General features: G+C 65.0%; 15 protein-coding genes. 10 read left to right on the top strand and 5 right to left on the bottom strand.

Going from position 1 to position 17,589, the window contains the following annotated elements:
- Positions 1 to 19: 19 nt before the first annotated feature.
- A complete protein-coding gene (locus PVW46_RS26935; protein WP_043143744.1) occupies positions 20 to 502 on the bottom strand; it encodes a MarR family winged helix-turn-helix transcriptional regulator in 483 nt (160 codons plus the stop codon).
- A gap of 211 nt (positions 503 to 713) precedes the next feature.
- Between PVW46_RS26935 and ectA the strand changes: the two genes are divergently transcribed.
- The 4 genes from ectA to PVW46_RS26915 are packed head-to-tail and all read left to right on the top strand — an operon-like array spanning position 714 to position 4,423.
- Positions 714 to 1,244: a diaminobutyrate acetyltransferase gene (ectA, locus tag PVW46_RS26930; RefSeq protein ID WP_069208809.1), complete on the top strand. Its 531-nt coding sequence runs from the start codon at positions 714 to 716 to the stop codon at positions 1,242 to 1,244.
- Between the two features lie 47 nt (positions 1,245 to 1,291).
- Positions 1,292 to 2,578, top strand: a complete 1,287-nt coding sequence (gene ectB, locus PVW46_RS26925; protein WP_069208810.1) for a diaminobutyrate--2-oxoglutarate transaminase — start codon at positions 1,292 to 1,294, stop codon at positions 2,576 to 2,578.
- A gap of 5 nt (positions 2,579 to 2,583) precedes the next feature.
- Positions 2,584 to 2,985: an ectoine synthase gene (locus PVW46_RS26920; RefSeq protein WP_043143407.1), complete on the top strand. Its 402-nt coding sequence runs from the start codon at positions 2,584 to 2,586 to the stop codon at positions 2,983 to 2,985.
- A 4-nt stretch (positions 2,986 to 2,989) separates the two neighbouring features.
- Positions 2,990 to 4,423 carry an aspartate kinase gene (locus PVW46_RS26915; protein ID WP_069208811.1) on the top strand — a complete coding sequence of 478 codons (1,434 nt, stop codon included), beginning with the start codon at positions 2,990 to 2,992 and terminating at the stop codon, positions 4,421 to 4,423.
- Positions 4,424 to 4,529: 106 nt separating this feature from the next.
- Here the strand turns inward: PVW46_RS26915 and PVW46_RS26910 are convergent, their stop codons facing one another.
- Positions 4,530 to 6,662 (bottom strand): peroxidase family protein, encoded by a 2,133-nt coding sequence (locus PVW46_RS26910; protein ID WP_274578254.1) that lies wholly within the window; start codon positions 6,660 to 6,662, stop codon positions 4,530 to 4,532.
- A 94-nt stretch (positions 6,663 to 6,756) separates the two neighbouring features.
- On the opposite strand from PVW46_RS26910, the gene PVW46_RS26905 reads away from it, so the two are divergent.
- Positions 6,757 to 8,142 (top strand): c-type cytochrome, encoded by a 1,386-nt coding sequence (locus tag PVW46_RS26905; protein ID WP_069208812.1) that lies wholly within the window; start codon positions 6,757 to 6,759, stop codon positions 8,140 to 8,142.
- Entirely contained in the window at positions 8,142 to 9,128 is a 987-nt protein-coding gene (locus PVW46_RS26900) for a catalase (protein ID WP_069208813.1), read from the top strand. Before PVW46_RS26905 ends, PVW46_RS26900 begins: the two co-directional genes overlap by 1 nt.
- Here the strand turns inward: PVW46_RS26900 and PVW46_RS26895 are convergent.
- Positions 9,125 to 9,739: a response regulator transcription factor gene (locus tag PVW46_RS26895; protein WP_069208814.1), complete on the bottom strand. Its 615-nt coding sequence runs from the start codon at positions 9,737 to 9,739 to the stop codon at positions 9,125 to 9,127. The genes PVW46_RS26900 and PVW46_RS26895 overlap by 4 nt on opposite strands.
- A 244-nt stretch (positions 9,740 to 9,983) precedes the next feature.
- On the opposite strand from PVW46_RS26895, the gene PVW46_RS26890 reads away from it, so the two are divergent.
- The 4 genes from PVW46_RS26890 to tig all read left to right on the top strand — a co-directional run bounded on the left by PVW46_RS26890 (position 9,984) and on the right by tig (position 15,267).
- Positions 9,984 to 10,505, top strand: coding sequence for a putative pterin-binding protein (locus PVW46_RS26890; protein WP_308421219.1), 522 nt, complete (start codon positions 9,984 to 9,986; stop codon positions 10,503 to 10,505).
- A 34-nt stretch (positions 10,506 to 10,539) separates the two neighbouring features.
- A complete protein-coding gene (locus PVW46_RS26885) occupies positions 10,540 to 13,038 on the top strand; it encodes an ATP-binding protein (protein WP_274578253.1) in 2,499 nt (832 codons plus the stop codon).
- A 77-nt stretch (positions 13,039 to 13,115) separates the two neighbouring features.
- A complete protein-coding gene (locus tag PVW46_RS26880; protein WP_069208815.1) occupies positions 13,116 to 13,841 on the top strand; it encodes a sulfotransferase-like domain-containing protein in 726 nt (241 codons plus the stop codon).
- A 100-nt stretch (positions 13,842 to 13,941) separates the two neighbouring features.
- Positions 13,942 to 15,267: a trigger factor gene (tig, locus tag PVW46_RS26875; RefSeq protein WP_069208816.1), complete on the top strand. Its 1,326-nt coding sequence runs from the start codon at positions 13,942 to 13,944 to the stop codon at positions 15,265 to 15,267.
- Positions 15,268 to 15,427: 160 nt separating this feature from the next.
- Here tig and PVW46_RS26870 read toward each other — a convergent pair whose 3' ends face one another.
- On the bottom strand, positions 15,428 to 15,832 hold the full coding sequence (locus PVW46_RS26870) for a c-type cytochrome (protein WP_069208817.1): 405 nt from the start codon (positions 15,830 to 15,832) through the stop codon (positions 15,428 to 15,430).
- Between the two features lie 239 nt (positions 15,833 to 16,071).
- Positions 16,072 to 17,493, bottom strand: coding sequence for a homospermidine synthase (locus PVW46_RS26865; RefSeq protein WP_069208818.1), 1,422 nt, complete (start codon positions 17,491 to 17,493; stop codon positions 16,072 to 16,074).
- Positions 17,494 to 17,589 lie beyond the last annotated feature (96 nt).

Below are 17,589 nucleotides of genomic sequence, written 5' to 3'. Positions count from 1 at the left end.
CCGGGCGTGTAATCGGCCCTCAGTGATCCAGCGTGCGCTTGAGCTCTCCGGTGTCGAGAACGGGCGAGGCGTCGAGATCCTCGGCGTCCAGCATTGCGGCAACCCGTTCCAGGCTGGAAACCAGCATGGATTGCTCCCAGTCCTCCATTGCGTCGAACTTGCGTACGAAGCGCTGTTGCAGTGGGTCGGGCGCCTCGTCGAGTGTCTGGCGGCCCTTGGGGGTGATGTGAATGTTGGTCTGGCGTCGATCCTGTTCGGATTTCTCACGGACGACCATGCCCTGGCGCACCAGCTTGTCCACCAGCGAGGTCACGGTGGCCTGCGACACGCGCATCCGGACAGAGATTTCCTTGGCGGTCGCGTGGCTGCGTTCAGAGATGATCTGAAGGACCCGGAACTGCACCGCCGTGATGCCGGATGTCTGTTTCAACTCGCGCCCGTAAAGCTCGGTCGCGCGCAGGATTCGGCGGATTGCGATCAGGCAGGTATCGACGCGGTCCATCAGTGTTCCATTGATTAGCATGACTAACGATATAGGTCTCTTACGGGGTATTCAAGGCAATAGTGCTTTGCCATCCTAAGCTAAATAAGGCCAGATCGGGCGGGCATGAGGCCATATTTGGCGGAAATTGGATAAAAATTGCTTTGCCAGTTGAAATGTCAGTGGCGGCACGCTATTTCGACATCCAAAGCAAACGAGGAGACTTCATCCTATGCAACATCCGCGCGATATCGCCCGTTCGTCCCTGCCCAGCCTGCGTGTACCCACCGCAGAAGACGGGGCGGCGATCTGGGAGCTGGTACGCTCGTGCAAGCCGCTCGACGAAAATTCGATGTACTGCAACCTGTTGCAGTGCGATCACTTCGCCGACACCTGCGTCGTTGCCGAACTGGATGGGGAGATCGTGGGCTGGGTTTCGGCCTACGTCCTGCCCAACGAGCCGGACACGCTGTTCGTCTGGCAGGTCGCCGTGTCCGACAAGGCGCGCGGCATGGGTCTTGGCGGGCTGATGCTTCAGACGATCCTGAACCGCGACGTCTGCGAGGACGTGACCCGCATGCAGACCACGATCACGGGTGACAATGACGCCTCCTGGGCGCTGTTCCGCAAGTTCGCGCGCCGCATGGGCCGCGGCCTGGACGTACAGCCCTACTACACGCAGTCGCTGCACTTCAACAAACGGCACAAGACCGAGAACCTCGTGACCATCAAGGTGGCCGAAGAGATGGCGCAGGCGGCCTGAGCCCCGCGCCCTTCGCCCACATTCCTCACACAGAACGAGAGCACATAATGTCTTCCCAGACCTTTCACCCGACGATCTTCAAACGACGGGAGTCGGAGGCGCGCAGCTATTGCCGCAGCTTCGACACCGTCTTCACCACTGCGCTCGGCTCGGAAATGACCGACGCCGCTGGCCGGACCTACATCGACTTCCTGGCCGGCTGTTCCTCGCTGAACTACGGTCACAACGATCCCGACATGAAATGCGCGCTGATGAACCATCTGTCGCAGAATGGGATTGCGCATGGCCTGGACATGCACACCGGCGAGAAGGCGCGTTTCCTTGAGACCTTCGAGGAACTGATCCTCAAGCCGCGCGGCATGGACCACAAGGTCATGATGACCGGCCCGACCGGCACGAACGCGGTCGAGGCCGCGATCAAGCTGGCGCGCAAGGTGACCGGCCGGACCAACGTCATCGCCTTTACCAACGGGTTCCACGGCATGACGATGGGCGCTCTGGCCGCGACCGGCAATGCCGGCAAGCGGAACGGCGGCGGCACGCCGCTGTCGGGCACCACGCATATGCCGTTCGAAGGCGCCTTTGGCGATGATGTCGACAGCCTCGACATCATCGAGCAGATGCTGGGCAACCCGTCTTCGGGCGTCGATGCACCGGCGGCCTTCATCATCGAACCCGTGCAGGGCGAGGGCGGCCTGAACGCCGCGTCGAAGGAGTTCATGCAGGGCATTGCACGCCTGGCCAAGGAACACGGCGCGCTGCTGATCGCCGATGACATCCAGGCGGGCTGTGGCCGGACCGGCACCTTCTTCTCCTTCGAGGAGATGGGCATCGAGCCGGACCTGATCCCGCTGGCCAAGTCGCTGAGCGGGATGGGCCTGCCCTTTGCCGCTCTGCTGATCAAGCCCGAGCTGGACATCTGGAAGCCCGCCGAACACAACGGCACCTTCCGCGGCAACACCCATGCCTTCGTGACTGCCCGCGTGGCTCTTGAAAAATTCTGGAGCGACGATGAATTCCAGAAGGACATCAAGCGCCGTGCCCAGACCGTGGAACACGGGCTGGAAACCATCGCCTCGATGATCCCGGACGCCAAGCTGAAGGGCCGCGGCATGATGCGCGGCGTGGACGTGGGGTCGGGTGACCTGGCGGCGGCGATCTGTGCCGAAGCCTTTGAAAACGGGCTGATCATCGAAACCTCGGGTGCCGAGGACGAGGTGGTCAAGGTCTTGGCCCCGCTGACCACACCGGACGAAACCCTCAAGGATGGTTTGAACATCCTGATCGACGCGGCGCGTTCCGTGCTGTCGACCCAGAAGATTGCAGCGGAGTAACAGTCATGATCGTCAGAGATTTCGAAGAGATCAGCAAGAACGAACCCGGGCGCGTCGTCTCCGATGCACAATGGACCAGCGTGCGCATGCTGCTGGCCGATGACGGCATGGGCTTTTCGTTCCATGTCACCATCCTCGAAGCCGGTTCGGAGCATACGTTCCACTACAAGAACCACTTCGAGAGCGTGTATTGCATGCAGGGCAAGGGGTCGATCACCGACCTCAAGACCGGCGAGACCCACCAGATCAAGCCGGGCACCATGTATGCGCTGAACGAGCACGACAAGCACACGCTGCGGGCCGAGGAAGAACTCTGGATGGCCTGCTGCTTCAATCCGCCGGTGACCGGCAAGGAAGTGCACCGCGAAGATGGATCCTATGCCGCCCCCGAGGAGGTGGAGGCCTAAACACATGACCCACACTGTTGAAAAGATCGGCGGGACAAGCATGTCCCGCCTCGCTGACCTGCGCGACACGCTGTTCCTCAAGGACGGTGAAGCGCGCTATGGTCGTGTCTTTGTTGTTTCGGCCTTTGGTGGCATCACCAACCTGCTGCTGGAACACAAGAAAACCGGCGAGGACGGCGTCTATGCGCGGTTCGCGAACGCCGAGGACGATCATGGCTGGCACGAGGCGCTGAGCCGCGTGAGCGACGCCATGATCGAGGCGCACGAGGCGGTGCTTGACCACCCCGGCGACATCGAGCAGGCGACCAACTTTGTTCAGGAACGGATTGAGGGGGCACGCAACTGCCTGATCGACCTGCAGCGCCTATGTTCCTACGGCCATTTCCGCCTGAACGCGCATCTGTTGCACATCCGCGAGCTGCTGTCCGGCCTCGGTGAGGCGCATTCGGCACATGTGGCGGTTCTGCTCCTGCAACGTGCCGGCGTGAACGCACGGCTGGTCGACCTGACCGGCTGGCGCGACGATGGCGAGGTGACGCTGCAGGAACGGCTGGACCGTGGCATGGAAGGGATCGACCCCGAGACCGAGATGCCCATCGTGACCGGCTACGCACAGTGCCGCGAAGGCCTGATGCGAGAGTTCGACCGCGGCTATTCCGAGGTGACCTTTTCCGAGCTTGCTGCCCAGACCGGCGCGCGCGAGGCGATCATCCACAAGGAATTTCACCTGTCGTCCGCCGATCCCAAGATCGTCGGCGAGGACAAGGTGCGCAAGCTGGGTCGGACCAACTACGACGTGGCTGACCAGATGGCGAACCTCGGGATGGAGGCGATCCACCCCTCGGCGGCCAAGACGCTGCGCCAGGCGAATGTGCCGCTGCGCGTCACCAATGCCTTCGATCCGGGCGATCCGGGCACGCTGATCGACGACCAGCCGGCAGAGACGCCGGGGGTCGAGATCGTGACCGGCCTCGACGTGATCGCGCTGGAGGTGTTCGAACAGGACATGGTGGGGGTGAAGGGCTATGACGCCTCGATCCTCGACGCGCTGACCCGCCACAATGTTCGCATCGTGTCGAAGGTTTCGAACGCCAACACGGTGACGCACTATGTCGACACCTCGTTGAAGTCGCTGCGCCGGGTCGAAGCCGACCTGGCCGAGCGGTATCCGCATGCCGAGATCAAAACGCGCAAGCTGTCGCTGGTCTCGGTCGTGGGCCGCGACCTCAGCGGTCTGTCGGTGCTGCAGCGCGGGCTGGAAAGCTTTGCCCAGGCGGGCATCTACTCGGTCGGTGCAAGCCAGGGGCCGCGCAACGTGGACACCCAGTACATCCTGGAACGGGACGATATGGCCAAGGCCATCAAGAGCCTGCACGACGCTTTTTTCGATGAGGAGAAAGCGGCGGGTGATAAGGCGAAGGTCGCGCTGGTCGCCTGAGGCACCAGACCGACCGACAATAGCGGCTGCGGACACGCGGCCCGACTGAAACAAAGGCCCGCCCTGCAAGGGGCGGGCTTTTTTGCTGGCCGTCGCCGAGGGCGGGTTACTCGCCCTGCCAGCCGGGGCGGGTCATGCCGATGAACGCCAGCGTCTCCGGCGCCTCGACGTTGCGCGCGATGATGTCGCGCAGCGATCCGCAGGCTCCGATCTGTTCCCAGCCGTAGCGGGTGAATGTGGGGTGTTCCATCTCCGGGTCACCGTCGAACCCGGGCGGCGGTGGAAAGACATGTTCCGACAACAACGGGTTGGGCAGGGCCTGCGAAAAGGCATCCAGCGCGACGAAGGACAGGATGGTGCGGGGCAGCGGCGATCCGGGCACCCGGTCTTCGCAGAAGATCCCGGTGAAGAAATCGACCTCGTCGACCGAGCGGTAGGCGCGCGCCAACTGGGCGGCGACCGCGGGATCGCTGCTGATCTCGTCGAACGTCTTTGCCGGGGCCTGCCCGAGGTAGCCGCGGTAACGGTTGTACGAGGCCAGTTCGCAGATCCGTCCCTGTCGGATCGAATCCCACTCGATGTTCAACAGGTTGTCGTTGGTATTGCGCGGGCCAAGGCGGGCGGCGGGCTGGGCGCTCACGTCCTCGAACCCGCGTTTCAGCCCGGTCTGGATCAGCGGCAGGTTGTTCATGAAATAGCTGCGGCCCACCGGATGTTCCGTCCCGCCCCAAGTGATCGCATCGGGGATCAGCGCGTGCCAGCGATAGAGCAGGCTGAACTCCGTCGTGATCCAGTTGGCCTTGTTCCAAGGCGCGTGCCAGCAGACCGAGGGATCCGCCATGAGGTGCAGCGCGAAGGGCGCGATATGGTTGATGTAATCCTCGACCACGATCTTGATGAACTGCACGACGACCACGTTGCGCGCCGTCTCGAACACGCGGGTGTCGTCCCAGTCCGGGTGCCGGGCGCCGATCTCGTGCGCCAGGCGGTTGTGTTCGCGCAGGAAAAGCGTGTTCATCATCGACACCTGCGGCACGGAATTGACCCGGTCGCCGCCCACGGCAAACAGCGCGTCGCGAAAGGCGCGGGCGCCCGCGGCGGTGGCCGGATCGTCCGAGGCGCAGGATTTCAGCAGGTCGGTCAGGCCCAGTGGTGGGTCCAGCCCTTCGAATTCCGGCCGGATCTCTCCGTCGGCAAAGAGGAACTCGGGGAACTCCTCCCCTCCGATCCTCTGAGACCGCAGCATCCCCCGATGGGCATGGTCCGGGTCGGGAACCCGCAGAAGGCGGGTCTGTTCCGGGGTGCGGCCATAGAGAGGGCAAAGGTCGATTTCATGGTTCGAGGTGTTGCGCTTGCGTCGGTCCGGGTCCGGGGTGTCGCCGCCGATGCTTTCGGGCACCGTGCGCAGGAAACCGTCGGTCAGGTACTGCGCGAAACTGGGAAAGAGGCAGGTGGATTTCGGGCACAGCACCTGTGTCCCGTCCGGGCGTTCGAAGAGCGGTTTCAGACCTGCTTCGCCCTTCCATCCCGGCAGGCTGTCCTGGTCGATTTCGCTGACGCCCAGGTGTCGGCCCGCCCAGGTCCTGTCCGTCAGGCTGGACCAGGAGGTATAGGGCGCCATCGTCGAAAAGGGATGTGGACGCGGGCGCGCCTGCATCACGATCCGGTTGATTAGCAGGGCGTTCAGCTTGCGGTGCAGGAACGGCACCGCCTCGACCAGCCGCGCGACCCAGGGGCGTGTCAGCTGCGACAGGGCCAGTTCCGCGATGCGCGCCAGCAGGCCGTTGATCCGCGCCGCCAGCCATTCGGACCGTTTCATGCCGGGGTAGAAGGGCAGGAAGACGGCGGAAAAGACGATATGCGGCAGGACGTGGTGCTGCCAGATGTCCTCGAGAATGAAGATGAACCAGTAGCCGACCAGGAAATTCAGCGCCGTGAAGATCCACCAGCCGATGCGCAATTCGCGCCACATCAGCACGATGCCGAACACGCCGCCCATGAAGATCGGCCCCAGCGTCCAGCGTTCCCAGTACTCCGGCACCCGGCAGAGCGCGCCAAGGATCGGGGTGCCCGGAAACAGCGAGACCCAGGGAGAGGGATAGCCAAAGAGGTTCAGAAGCCCGCGATAGAACATCATCGCCCCCACCAGCAGGCAGGTCAGCTGCAGGAAGGTGCGGCGCCAGACCGCCCAGTCGATGCGAAATCCCTTGTGCGGTGCCCCCGCCGAGGCCGTGCCCATAGCCGCGCCCCTTTCAATAAGACCTTCATTAATGACGCCAAGTGTGGCAGCTTTAAGGAGTTATGTCCAAATTTTTTCGCGCCAAAGATGTATCATGAAAAAGCTGCTGCTCATCGTCTTCTTCGCCCTTCTGGGATCCGCGCTGTTCCTGGAATACAAGCGCCTGACCATAAAACCCTGGCCCGCCACGCATTTCGAGGACGTGGTGGAGCATTTCAAGTACGGATCCATAGGGGCCGAGGTCGACGGCTTTCCCTATGCCATTTGGCGCGAACTGCCCACGATCTTTGCCGGGGAACTCCCGCAGGGGTACGCCGGGTTCGGCTTTCTCGGCGAAGAGGGCAGGGATCTTCCCATCGGTGTCTCCGTGCGTCGCATCGGGGTTGACCGGGTCGGGTTCAACTGTGCCACCTGCCATGTCTCGACCTACGAAATCGACGGCGCGCGGCACCTGGTTCTGGGCGCGCCCAACAACGCGCTGGATATCCAGGCCTATATCCGGTTCCTGACCGGCGCCGCGCAGGACCCCCGGCTGACCCCCGATGCGGTGATCGAGGCGGCAGAGGCGAACGGGCGGCCGTTGGGCTGGTTTGACAGGCTTGTGCTGCGTCGCGTGGTCTTTCCCCGGCTGGCCGAGGAGGTCGCGACGCTGGAGGCCCGGCTGGCCTGGATGGACGGCCGTCCGCCGCACGGGCCGGGCCGCACGGATGCGGGCAATTTCTGGCGCGAACGCTGGGGGTTGAACCCGTCGGGCGACAGCCGTGTCGGGGTGGTCGATTTCCCCTCGGTCTGGAACCAGCGCTTGCGCACCGACGGCTGGTTTCACTGGGATGGCAATAACCGGTCCCTGGACGAGCGCAACATCTCGGCGGCGCTGGCCGGGGGCGCGGCGGACTGGCTGCTGGAACGTCGGTCGATCGAGCGGGTCTCGGACTGGTTGATGGCGTTTCCCTCGCCGGACTGGCCCTTGCCCCTGGACGCGGACCGGGTGGCGCAGGGCCGCGCGATCTACGAGCGTGAGGGCTGCGACACCTGCCACGATCCGGGCAGCCCCAGCCTTGGGCAGGTGACCTCCCTTGCGATTCTGGGCACGGATCCTCAGCGCACCGACCTGTTCGATGCGGAAATGGTGAGCTATTTCAGCGACGTGGGCGAGAAGTACTCTTGGCGGTTCCACAACTACCGGACCACTGACGGCTACGCCAACATGCCGCTGGACGGGATCTGGATGCGGGCGCCTTACCTGCACAACGGTTCTGTCCCGACGCTGGCAGACCTGTTGTCGCCGCCAGACACGCGGCCCGTCACCTTCTTTCGCGGATGTACGGTGCTGGACACGGACCGGGTCGGCTTTACCTGTGAGACGGGGTTCGAACTGGACACGACACTGACCGGCAACGGCAATGGCGGGCACCTCTGGGGCACGGATTTGCCCGACGCGGAAAAGGCGCTGCTGCTCGATTATCTCAAGTCGCTCTGATGGGGGATGAGCGCATTCCGGCGGGCGAGGCGGCAGAGATCCTGCACCTGACACGCGCCAATCTGCAGACACTCTGGCGGCGGGATGGCGTGGTGAAACGCGGACAGCATGCCAAGCATCACGCATTGTTGCAGGGCCGGTTCCGGGTGCGGCCGGACCTGCCGCCGTCGCTGGCGCAGGGCGTGTTTCAGCCGGGGGCGGACCACGCCTGCCTGGTGCGCTTTTCCAATGGCGGCCAACAGGACGACCGGGCGCGTGATGTGCGCGGCATGGCGATCAAGCTGCTGGATATACCGGGCCTGAAACTGCAGCCGGGGCAGGGACATATGCGCGAACAGGACTTCGTTCTGGTCGATCACCCGGTCTACTTCTGCAAGGACATGGGGGACTACATGCCCTTCAACCGGCATTTCCTGCCTGTGCAGGCGCTGCGCAGCAAGGGGGGCAGCCCGCTGCGGTTGTGGCGTGCCTTGCGCGGGCTGACGATGCTGGGGCTCTTTCACCGGCCCGTTCTGCGGGCGGCGCGTGGCTTTGCCGGACGGCGCGTGGGCTCGTTGCTGGCGCTGACATATCACAGCACCACGCCCTACCGGCTGGGCGACCTGGCAGTAAAATACAAGGTCCAGGGGCAGGGGGCGCCTGCCGATCCGGTGCAGACCCCGGACGGGTTGGGCAGGCGGCTCTGGCAGGCGCTGGACGCCGAGGAGGCGCGCATGACTTTCGGCGTGGTGATGCAGGACGATCCCACCCGCCACCCGGTCGAGGATGCGCGTGTCGACTGGGAAGCTGCCGGTGCGGCCTTCGTGCCCGTGGCCGAGATCGTGTTGCCCCGGCAAGAAGACAGCGCCGACCGGAGCGCCCGGGCAGAGACCTTGCGGTTTTCACCTTGGATGAGCCTGCCCGCCCACCGTCCGCTGGGTGCGATCAACCGTGCGAGGCGCGAGGTCTACCGCGTCATGGCAGAGGCGCGCGGGCCACGCGCCTAGAACACGCCCGCCTCGCGCGCGGCCAGCGCCGCCTGCGTACGATTGCTCACCTCCAGCTTGCGGTAGAGCGTTTTCATGTGCAGCTTGATCGTCGGTTCCGTCAGGCCCAGGTCGCGGGCGATCTCCTTGTTGGAAAACCCCTGTCCCAACCCCTTGAGCACGTCGAGCTCGCGCGGTGTGAGCTTTTGCGCCAAGGCTGGACTGTCGCTGTTGTCGGCCTGCGTCATGAAGTCGATCGGGGCGTATTTCTCCCCCATCGCCATGAAGCGCACGGCGTTGACCAGTGATTTCGCGGGCAGCGTCTTGGGCACAAATCCTGCCGCGCCCAGTTCCAGCGCCTGTTCCGCGATCTCGCGTGTGGCCTGGCCCGAGATCAGGGCGACACGCTGGCCGCCCGCCATGTCCATCGCCTCGCGCAGGCTGTCCAGTCCCTGCATTCCGGGCATCTTGTAGTCCAGCAACACGAGGTCATAGGCCTCGTCCTCCCGGATGCGCGTGCAGGCCTCGGGAAAGCTGGCGGCGGTGCCGATCTCGAACCCGTCGCTGGCCCCCAGGAAGGCAACCAGCGTGTCGCGCAGCAGGTCGTGATCGTCGGCAATCAGTATTCGCATGGGCTGAGTCCTCGCAGCGTGGAGCGCCAAGATAGGGTATGCCCGTAAGTGCGAAGTTAAGCGTCGCGTCGCCGGGGCGTGGACCGAAAAGACACGGTCCGGCGCTATGGGGAAAGGGGCGGCTCAGTGGCGCGAGGGCGGGCCAAATGCCTATCCCGACGGATAGGGCGCACATCCCAAATCGCACATGCTCTGTTAAAGGGTCTGTGCCAAGATCCATTTCAAAGCCCGAGGGACCCGATTCATGATGACGTTTCCGAATTTGCATGTCGCCAGCGCCGCCCTTGCCCTGACCATCGCCCTGGCAGGCGCCGCGTCGGCCGAACATCTGCCCGAACCCCACGGCCCCGTCATCCTGACGGTCGAGGGCGCGATTGCCCGCACCAATGGCGAAGGCAGGGCCCGGCTGGATCTGCAGATGCTGCGCGACATCGGCGAAACCACCATCACGACCGACACGATCTGGACGGCCGGCACATCGGAATTCACCGGTGTCGCACTGGATGACCTGCTGGAGTACCTTGGCGCCGAAGGGGAGGAAATCGACGCCCGGGCGATCAACGATTACGCGGTCACCGTACCCGTTGCGGACGCGGTCGAGGGCGGTCCGATCCTGGCCTATGCGATGGACGGCAAGACCATGTCGCGCCGGGACAAGGGGCCGCTCTGGCTGATTTATCCCTATGCCTCGTCCAGCACCTACCGGACAGAGGTCATCTATGCCCGCAGCATCTGGCAGCTTGACCGGATGACCGTCCGGGACTGATCGGGACGGGGATGGACGCGCTGTCGGACAGGGCATGAGCAGGCGCAACCGGTTCCGGCAGGGCGGGCGCGCGATCTTTTTCGGGGTCGCGCTGGTCTGCATGGTCGCCATCGGCTTTCTGGCGGTCGAGATCGTGCGCGAATTGCGGCTGCTGAACTCCGCCAATTCCGACAACGTGCAATGGACCCTGTCGCAGGCAGAGGTCGAATTCCTGGAAATGCGCCACGCGCTGGACACCGCCCGGCGCCAGTCAGAGCCCGACCTCGACCGGCTGATCGAGGAATTCGACATCTTCTACAGCCGGATTTCGACGCTGGACTCCGGCGCCTTGTACGAATCGCTGCGGGATATTCCGGAATTCGCAGAGCCGATGCAGCGCATCCGGCAGACACTGGACGACCTGGTGCCGCTGATCGACGGACCCCGGGCCGACCTGGCCGCAGGTCTGCCGCGCATCGAATCCGCCCTTGCCGAAAGCCGCGCCGACCTGCGCGATCTCGCGACCTCCGGCCTGTACCATTTCGCGCGTCAGTCCGATTCACAGCGGATCTCGGTCGCCGTCACGTTGTCGCGGCTGGGCCTGCTGACGGCGGTCTTGGTCATGGTGCTGGTCTTTCTGCTGCGCCACGCACAGAACGCCTCGCGCCAGACCGAACGGCGCGGGCATGAGCTGGCCGCCGCCTATACCCGGCTGAACACCATTCTCGACACATCGCTGGACGCGGTGCTGGTGGCCGACCTGAGGGGCGACATCCAGCAGTTCAACCCCGCAGCCGAGCGGATTTTCAAGTACGACGCGCAGCAGGTCATCGGGCGCAACATCGGTGGGCTGATCGTGCCCGACCACCTGCGCGACGCGCATGAGGCTGGCATGGCGCGGATGCGTGCCGGAGGAGAGCGGCGGGTGATCGGCCGGGGTCGCGTGCGGCTGGACGCGATGCGCAGCACCGGAGAGGTGTTCCCGGCGGAACTGGCGCTGGAGACCGCCCATACCGGCAGCGAAGAGATCATCATCGGTTTCCTGCGCGACATCTCGCACCGGGTCACGTCCGAGAACGAGCTGGTCGAGGCCCGCGACAAGGCGCTGGCCGGGGAAAAGGCCAAGGCGGATTTCCTGGCCATGATGACGCATGAGATCCGCACGCCTTTGAACGGCGTGCTGGGCAACCTGTCGCTGCTGGAGGAAACCACACTGACCCCGGTCCAGTCGCGCTATGTCCACAACATGGCCGTTTCGGGCAAGTTGTTGATGTCGCATGTGGATGCGGTCCTGGACATCGCGCGGTTCGAATCCGGCGCCACCGGCCTGCGGGCCGAGGTCGTCGATCCCGGCCGCCTGGTCCAGGACATCCTCGACAGCCAGACCAGCGCGGCCGAGGCCAATGGCAACCGCCTGCACTGGGCCTGGACGGGGCCGGTCGCGGACTGGATCCGCGTCGATGCCTCACGCCTGCAGCAGGTGCTGGTGAACCTGGTCGGCAATGCGATCAAGTTCACCCGAAACGGGGATGTCCAGGTCGAGCTCGAACAGGGTGAGCCTGTCGATCCGGCCGGGGGCGAGCCGGGGTTCTGGCTGGACATCCGCATCATCGACACCGGGGTCGGCATTGCCGAGGCGGATCTCGACAGGGTCTTCGAGGACTTCCAGACCAGCGGCTGCACGCAGGACCAGGGCCTGCCGGGCACCGGTCTGGGGCTGGGGATCGCGCGGCGCTTCGTTCAGGCGATGGGGGGTGAAATCGGGGCCGAAAGCACCCCGGGCGAGGGCAGTGTCTTCTGGCTGCGCCTGCCTGTACGGGCCGCGCAACCGCCGCGCAGCAAGGGTCGGGTCGGAACGGGGGCCAGCCCCGCGGGACCACGCAGCATCCTTCTGGTCGAGGACAACGAGATCAACCTGCAACTGGCGCGCGACATGCTGCACCTGATGGGCCACGGGGTCAGCGTTGCCCGAAACGGCCAGGAGGGGGTCGCCGCCGCCGAGGTTCACCGCTTTGACCTGATCCTGATGGACATCCGGATGCCGGTGATGGACGGGCTGGCCGCGACCCGGGCGATCCGTGAAGGGCAGGGCCCAAACCGTGACGCACCCATCGTGGCGCTGTCTGCCAATGTCCTGCCCGAGGCCAAGGACCGTTTCATCGCGGGCGGCATGTCGGATTTCCTGGGCAAGCCGCTGATGAAAGAGGAACTGTCGCAGGTCATTGCGCGCTTCTGTTCCGACGCGGCGCGGGAAGAGGTTCCACCGCCCGCCCTGACGCTGGACGACCCGCTGGCGGCCCTCAAGGCGCGCTACCTCGAGGAAACCCACGCGCTCTTTGACTGGCTTGCCACGAAGCCCGAGGCCTGGACCGAGATCGCGGATCGCGCACACCGCATCGCGGGCAGCGCGGCGGCCTTCGGGCATCCCGACCTGCGCATGGCGCTGCTGTCGGTCGAAGCCGCGGCAGAGGCCGAGGATGCCCAAGCCCTTGCGCTGGCGGTGGATGAGGCCCGCCAAGCCTGGGAGGCCGCGCCGGCCCCCTGCGTCGCCTGATCCGCAACGCTCGACGCGGGCGCCGTTTCGGCGCAGAAAGGCGCGACGAGAAACAGCCAAGACGGGGACAAAAGCCCATGAACATCGCCTGCTGGTCCGGACCGCGCAACCTGTCGACCGCGATGATGTATGCCTTTGGGGCCCGGGACGACTGTGGCGTCTGGGATGAACCCTTTTACGCGGCTTATCTGTCCCGTACCGGGATCGCGCATCCAATGGGGGCAGAGATCATCGCCGCCGGCATCCCCGACCCGGCAGAGGTCGCCCGGCGGTGTGCCGCCCCCGCGCCGGGCGGGCAGGCGCATTTCTATCTCAAGCTGATGACCCATCACCACCTGCAGGGCGACAGCCTCGACTGGGCCAGCGAGGCGGCGCATGTCTTCCTGATCCGTCACCCGGCCCGCGTGTTGGCCAGCTATGCCGCCAAGCGCGAGAATCCGACCCTTGCGGACATCGGCTTTGCCCAGCAATGCGCGATCTTCGACGCGGTCCGCGCACGCGGCTGGCGCTATGCGGTGATCGACAGCCACGACATTCGGCGCGCGCCGGAGGCGGCCCTTGGCACGCTCTGCGCGGCCATCGGGCTGGACTTCGATCCGGCGATGCTGGCCTGGCCCGCGGGCGGCCACGCCGATGACGGCGTCTGGGCAAGCCATTGGTACGACGCGGTGCACCGGTCCACCGGCTTTGCCGGGGCCGAAGGGCCGCTGCCCGCCGTGGCCCCGGAGCTGGCGGCCGTGCATGACGCCGCCCTGCCGCATTATCAGCGAATGCAGGCCGAAACCCTGCGCACAAGCGCCTGAAAGCGGCTTGCGCGCGGGCGCCGCGGGCAATAGAAGGTGCCAAATTCGCCGACCAGACGCGCCCCGGTTTCCGGGGCGCTTGAATTCCGAGGGAAGAGACATGCAGGTCACCGAGACGCTGAACGAAGGCCTCAAGCGCGGCTACGCCATCACCGTGACGGCGTCCGAGCTGGACGAGAAAGTCACCGAAAAGCTGAAAGAAGCGCAGCCCGACATCGAGATGAAGGGTTTCCGCAAGGGCAAGGTCCCCATGCCGCTGCTGAAAAAGCAGTTCGGCCAGCGCGTGCTGGGCGAGACCATGCAGGAAGTCATCGACGGTGCGATGAACCAGCACTTCGAGGACTCGGGCGATCGCCCGGCGCTGCAGCCCGAGGTCAAGATGACCAACGAGGACTGGAAAGAAGGCGACGACATCCACGTCGAGATGACCTACGAAGCCCTGCCCGAGGTCCCCGAGTTCGACGCCTCCGGCATCGTGCTGGAGCGGCTGGTGGTCAAGGCCGACGACGCCGCCGTTGACGAGGCGCTGGAATCGCTGGCCTCCTCGGCTCAGGACTTCGAGGACAAGGACGGCGCGGCCGAGGACGGCGACCAGGTGGTCATCGATTTCGTCGGCAAGGTCGACGGCGAGGCCTTCGAAGGCGGCGCCGCCGAGGACTACCCGCTGGCGCTGGGCTCCGGCTCGTTCATTCCCGGCTTCGAAGAGCAGCTGGTCGGTGTCTCCGCCGGTGACGAGAAGGCCGTCGAGGTGAAATTCCCCGAGGAATACGGCGCAGAACACCTGGCCGGCAAGGACGCGGTCTTTGACGTGACCGTCAAGGCCGTCAAGGCGCCCAAGGCCGCCGAGATCAACGACGAGATGGCCCAGAAGTTCGGTGCCGAGGATCTCGACAGCCTGAAGAACCAGATCCGTGAGCGGCTCGAGGCCGAATACGCCGGCGCCGCGCGCCAGGTGATGAAGCGCGCCCTGCTGGACAAGCTGGACGAGCTGGTCTCCTTCGAGCTGCCGCCGACCCTGGTCGAGGCCGAGGCCGGCCAGATCGCGCACCAGCTGTGGCACGAGGAAAACCCCGACGTCCACGACCACAACCACGACAAGATCGAGCCGACCGAAGAGCACACCAAGCTGGCCGAGCGCCGCGTGCGCCTTGGCCTGCTGCTGGCCGAGCTGGGCCAGAAAGCCGAGGTCGAGGTTTCCGAAGCCGAGATGACCCAGGCGATCATGAACCAGGCCCGCCAGTACCCGGGCCAGGAGCGTGAGTTCTTCGAATACGTCCGCCAGAACCCGCAGATGCAACAGCAGCTGCGCGCGCCGATCTTCGAGGACAAGGTTGTCGACCACATCGTCGAACAGGCCCAGGTGTCCGAGAAGGAAATCACCAAGGACGAGCTGCAGAAAGCCGTCGAGGCGCTGGACGACGAGTGATCGTCAGGCCTATGTGAAATATGGAAAAGCCGCCTCTCGGGGCGGCTTTTTTCTTGGTCGGGCCAAATTTGGCGCGGCGGTGAGCGCAGACCACCGTTTCCCTGACCGCGTGTTGAAGCGCGGTCAGGGGAGGTCCGTAGGCGATCTCTACCTTCGGAGACTACTGCTGCTCCTGGATCGACTGGAGGTAGTAGACGAGCGAAAGGATGCGACCGCGCGCGACCATTTCCTCGGTCTCTCCGCGCTGGCTGGTTGCAGAGGCCCGGAAACGTTCCCCCCAGATGGGCATTGCGCCGCCATGCGCCCGGACGTCGCGGCCATCGATCAGCCTCAGCGTGTTGTAGAACGGAAAATCCCCGCCGCCCGTTCGCTCGGTGATCGTGGTCAGGCTGGGCGTATGGATTTCGAGAATGCCGGCAAGGGGGCCGTCGCCCTTGCCTGACTCCCCGTGGCAGCCTGCACAAGCCACCATGTACTCCCGCTCTCCGGCTGCGATATCAGGATCCTGCGCATGCACGGGGGCGGCGACGAGAAAAGCACAAACAGTCGCGTAAAGAACCTTCATTTTGGAACTCCTCTCCCTAGGTGAGGACTCTCCCTCGTTGACCCTCCAACTGGTCCTCACGATCCCGATCATAGCCGGAACGGTCCAAGATCCTGATTGACCTAGGTCAACCCCGCTGAACCACGGGAAAAGGGGGCCCGGAGGCGCTGGATGCCTCCGAACCCCCCCCGAGTCCTGCCCTGCGGCAAGCCCACAAGATGTGTGTGGCGTCGCCCGGCAGCAGGGCTGCCGGGGTCGGATCAACTGGCGAGGACGTTCCGGAACAGCCAGGGATCGCTTTCGTCGATGTCCTCGGGGAAATGCTCCCAGCGGTCCTGCAGCGGGGTCCAGTCTGTGTAATGCGCCTCGACCGGGCCGAGGTAGGGGCGTTGGACCTCCAGGCACCGCGCGTGGTCGATCTCGTCGGTTTCGACGATGCCCGCGTTCGGGTTCTCCAGCGCCCAGACCATGCCCGCCAGCACGGCAGAAGTCACCTGCAGGCCGGTGGCGTTCTGGTAGGGGGCAAGGTCGCGTGCCTCGTCGTTGGAGAGGCGCGAGCCGAACCAGAGCGCGTTCTTCTCGTGCCCGAAGAGCAGCACGCCCAACTCGTCGATGCCCTCGACGATCTCGTCCTCGGTCAGGATGTGGTGTTTTACCTGCTGCTGACCGGATCCGAACATCTCGTGCAGCGACAGCACCGCGTCGTCGCAGGGGTGATACGCATAGTGGCAGGTCGGACGGAACTCCGGGTGGGCGCCTTCGCCCACGGTGTAGTAGTCCGAGATCGAGATCGCCTCGTTATGGGTCACCAGGAACCCGAACTGCGGCCCCGGCGTGGGGCACCAGGTGTGGACGCGGGTGATGGCGCCGGGCCGTTCCAGCCAGATCCCGGCCTGGCAGCCGCTGTCCTGGCGGTGGCCGTTTTCCGGGAACCAGGTCTCATGCGTGCCCCAGCCCAGTTCCGCGGGCTGGAACCCCTCTGCGATGAAGCCCTCGACCGACCAGGTGTTGACGAAGACATTGCGCGGGCGGGGCAGGCGGCGGGCCTGGGTGTCGCGCTCGGCGATGTGGACGCCCTTGACGCCCAGAGACATCATCAGCCTTGCCCATCCTTCACGGTCCGTCGGCGGGGTCGCGTCGCGGCCCGTGTCCCTGGCCAGCGTCAAAAGCGCCTCCTTGACGAACCAGCTGACCATGCCGGGGTTGGCGCCACAGCAGCTGACCGCCGTGGTGCCGCCGGGGTTGCGGGCCTTTTCGTCCCGCACGGCCTGGCGCAGGGCATAGTTGGTGCGCGCGGCATTGTCCGTAGTGCCAAAATAGTAGCCCGCCCAAGGTTCGACCACGGTGTCGATGTAGGGCACCCCGATCTCGCGGCAGAATTTCATCAGGTCCAGCGAAGATGTGTCGACCGAGAGGTTGACGCAAAAGCCCTTGCCGTCCGGGAACAGCCCGCCCAGCACCTCGCGGTAGTTGTCGGGTGTCAGCGCCACCTGAAGGTGGTTCAGCTTGTGCTGGCGCAGGAAATTGGCCTGGCCGGCATCCGGTTCGATCACGGTCAGCTTGTCGGCGTCATAGTCGAAATGGCGTTCGATCAGGGGCCAGACGCCCTTGCCGATCGAGCCGAAGCCGATGATGACGATGGGGCCGTCGATGCGGCCGTAGACGGGGTGTTCCTGGGTCACGGGGATCTCCTTGGTCGTTGCCCCATGTTTAGGCGCCCCCCGGTCCCAAGGCAAACCCGGCGGGGAGGCTTGGCACGAAAGTCTCCCCGGCCCGGG

It is taken from the genome of Mameliella sp. AT18 (genome assembly GCF_028807275.1).
GTDB classification, from domain to species: Bacteria; Pseudomonadota; Alphaproteobacteria; order Rhodobacterales; family Rhodobacteraceae; genus Antarctobacter; species Antarctobacter albus.
The sequence above is the reverse complement of the archived record's forward strand: the minus strand, read 5'-3'. Positions and strand labels throughout refer to the sequence as shown.

Bases quoted from the DNA above. Each gene is read 5' to 3' on its own strand.
- PVW46_RS26935 (WP_043143744.1), bottom strand. From the start codon at position 502: ATGGACCGCGTCGATACCTGCCTGATCGCAATCCGCCGAATCCTGCGC.
- ectA (WP_069208809.1), top strand. From the start codon at position 714: ATGCAACATCCGCGCGATATCGCCCGTTCGTCCCTGCCCAGCCTGCGT.
- ectB (WP_069208810.1), top strand. From the start codon at position 1,292: ATGTCTTCCCAGACCTTTCACCCGACGATCTTCAAACGACGGGAGTCG.
- PVW46_RS26920 (WP_043143407.1), top strand. From the start codon at position 2,584: ATGATCGTCAGAGATTTCGAAGAGATCAGCAAGAACGAACCCGGGCGC.
- PVW46_RS26915 (WP_069208811.1), top strand. From the start codon at position 2,990: ATGACCCACACTGTTGAAAAGATCGGCGGGACAAGCATGTCCCGCCTC.
- PVW46_RS26910 (WP_274578254.1), bottom strand. From the start codon at position 6,662: ATGGGCACGGCCTCGGCGGGGGCACCGCACAAGGGATTTCGCATCGAC.
- PVW46_RS26905 (WP_069208812.1), top strand. From the start codon at position 6,757: ATGAAAAAGCTGCTGCTCATCGTCTTCTTCGCCCTTCTGGGATCCGCG.
- PVW46_RS26900 (WP_069208813.1), top strand. From the start codon at position 8,142: ATGGGGGATGAGCGCATTCCGGCGGGCGAGGCGGCAGAGATCCTGCAC.
- PVW46_RS26895 (WP_069208814.1), bottom strand. From the start codon at position 9,739: ATGCGAATACTGATTGCCGACGATCACGACCTGCTGCGCGACACGCTG.
- PVW46_RS26890 (WP_308421219.1), top strand. From the start codon at position 9,984: ATGATGACGTTTCCGAATTTGCATGTCGCCAGCGCCGCCCTTGCCCTG.
- PVW46_RS26885 (WP_274578253.1), top strand. From the start codon at position 10,540: ATGAGCAGGCGCAACCGGTTCCGGCAGGGCGGGCGCGCGATCTTTTTC.
- PVW46_RS26880 (WP_069208815.1), top strand. From the start codon at position 13,116: ATGAACATCGCCTGCTGGTCCGGACCGCGCAACCTGTCGACCGCGATG.
- tig (WP_069208816.1), top strand. From the start codon at position 13,942: ATGCAGGTCACCGAGACGCTGAACGAAGGCCTCAAGCGCGGCTACGCC.
- PVW46_RS26870 (WP_069208817.1), bottom strand. From the start codon at position 15,832: ATGAAGGTTCTTTACGCGACTGTTTGTGCTTTTCTCGTCGCCGCCCCC.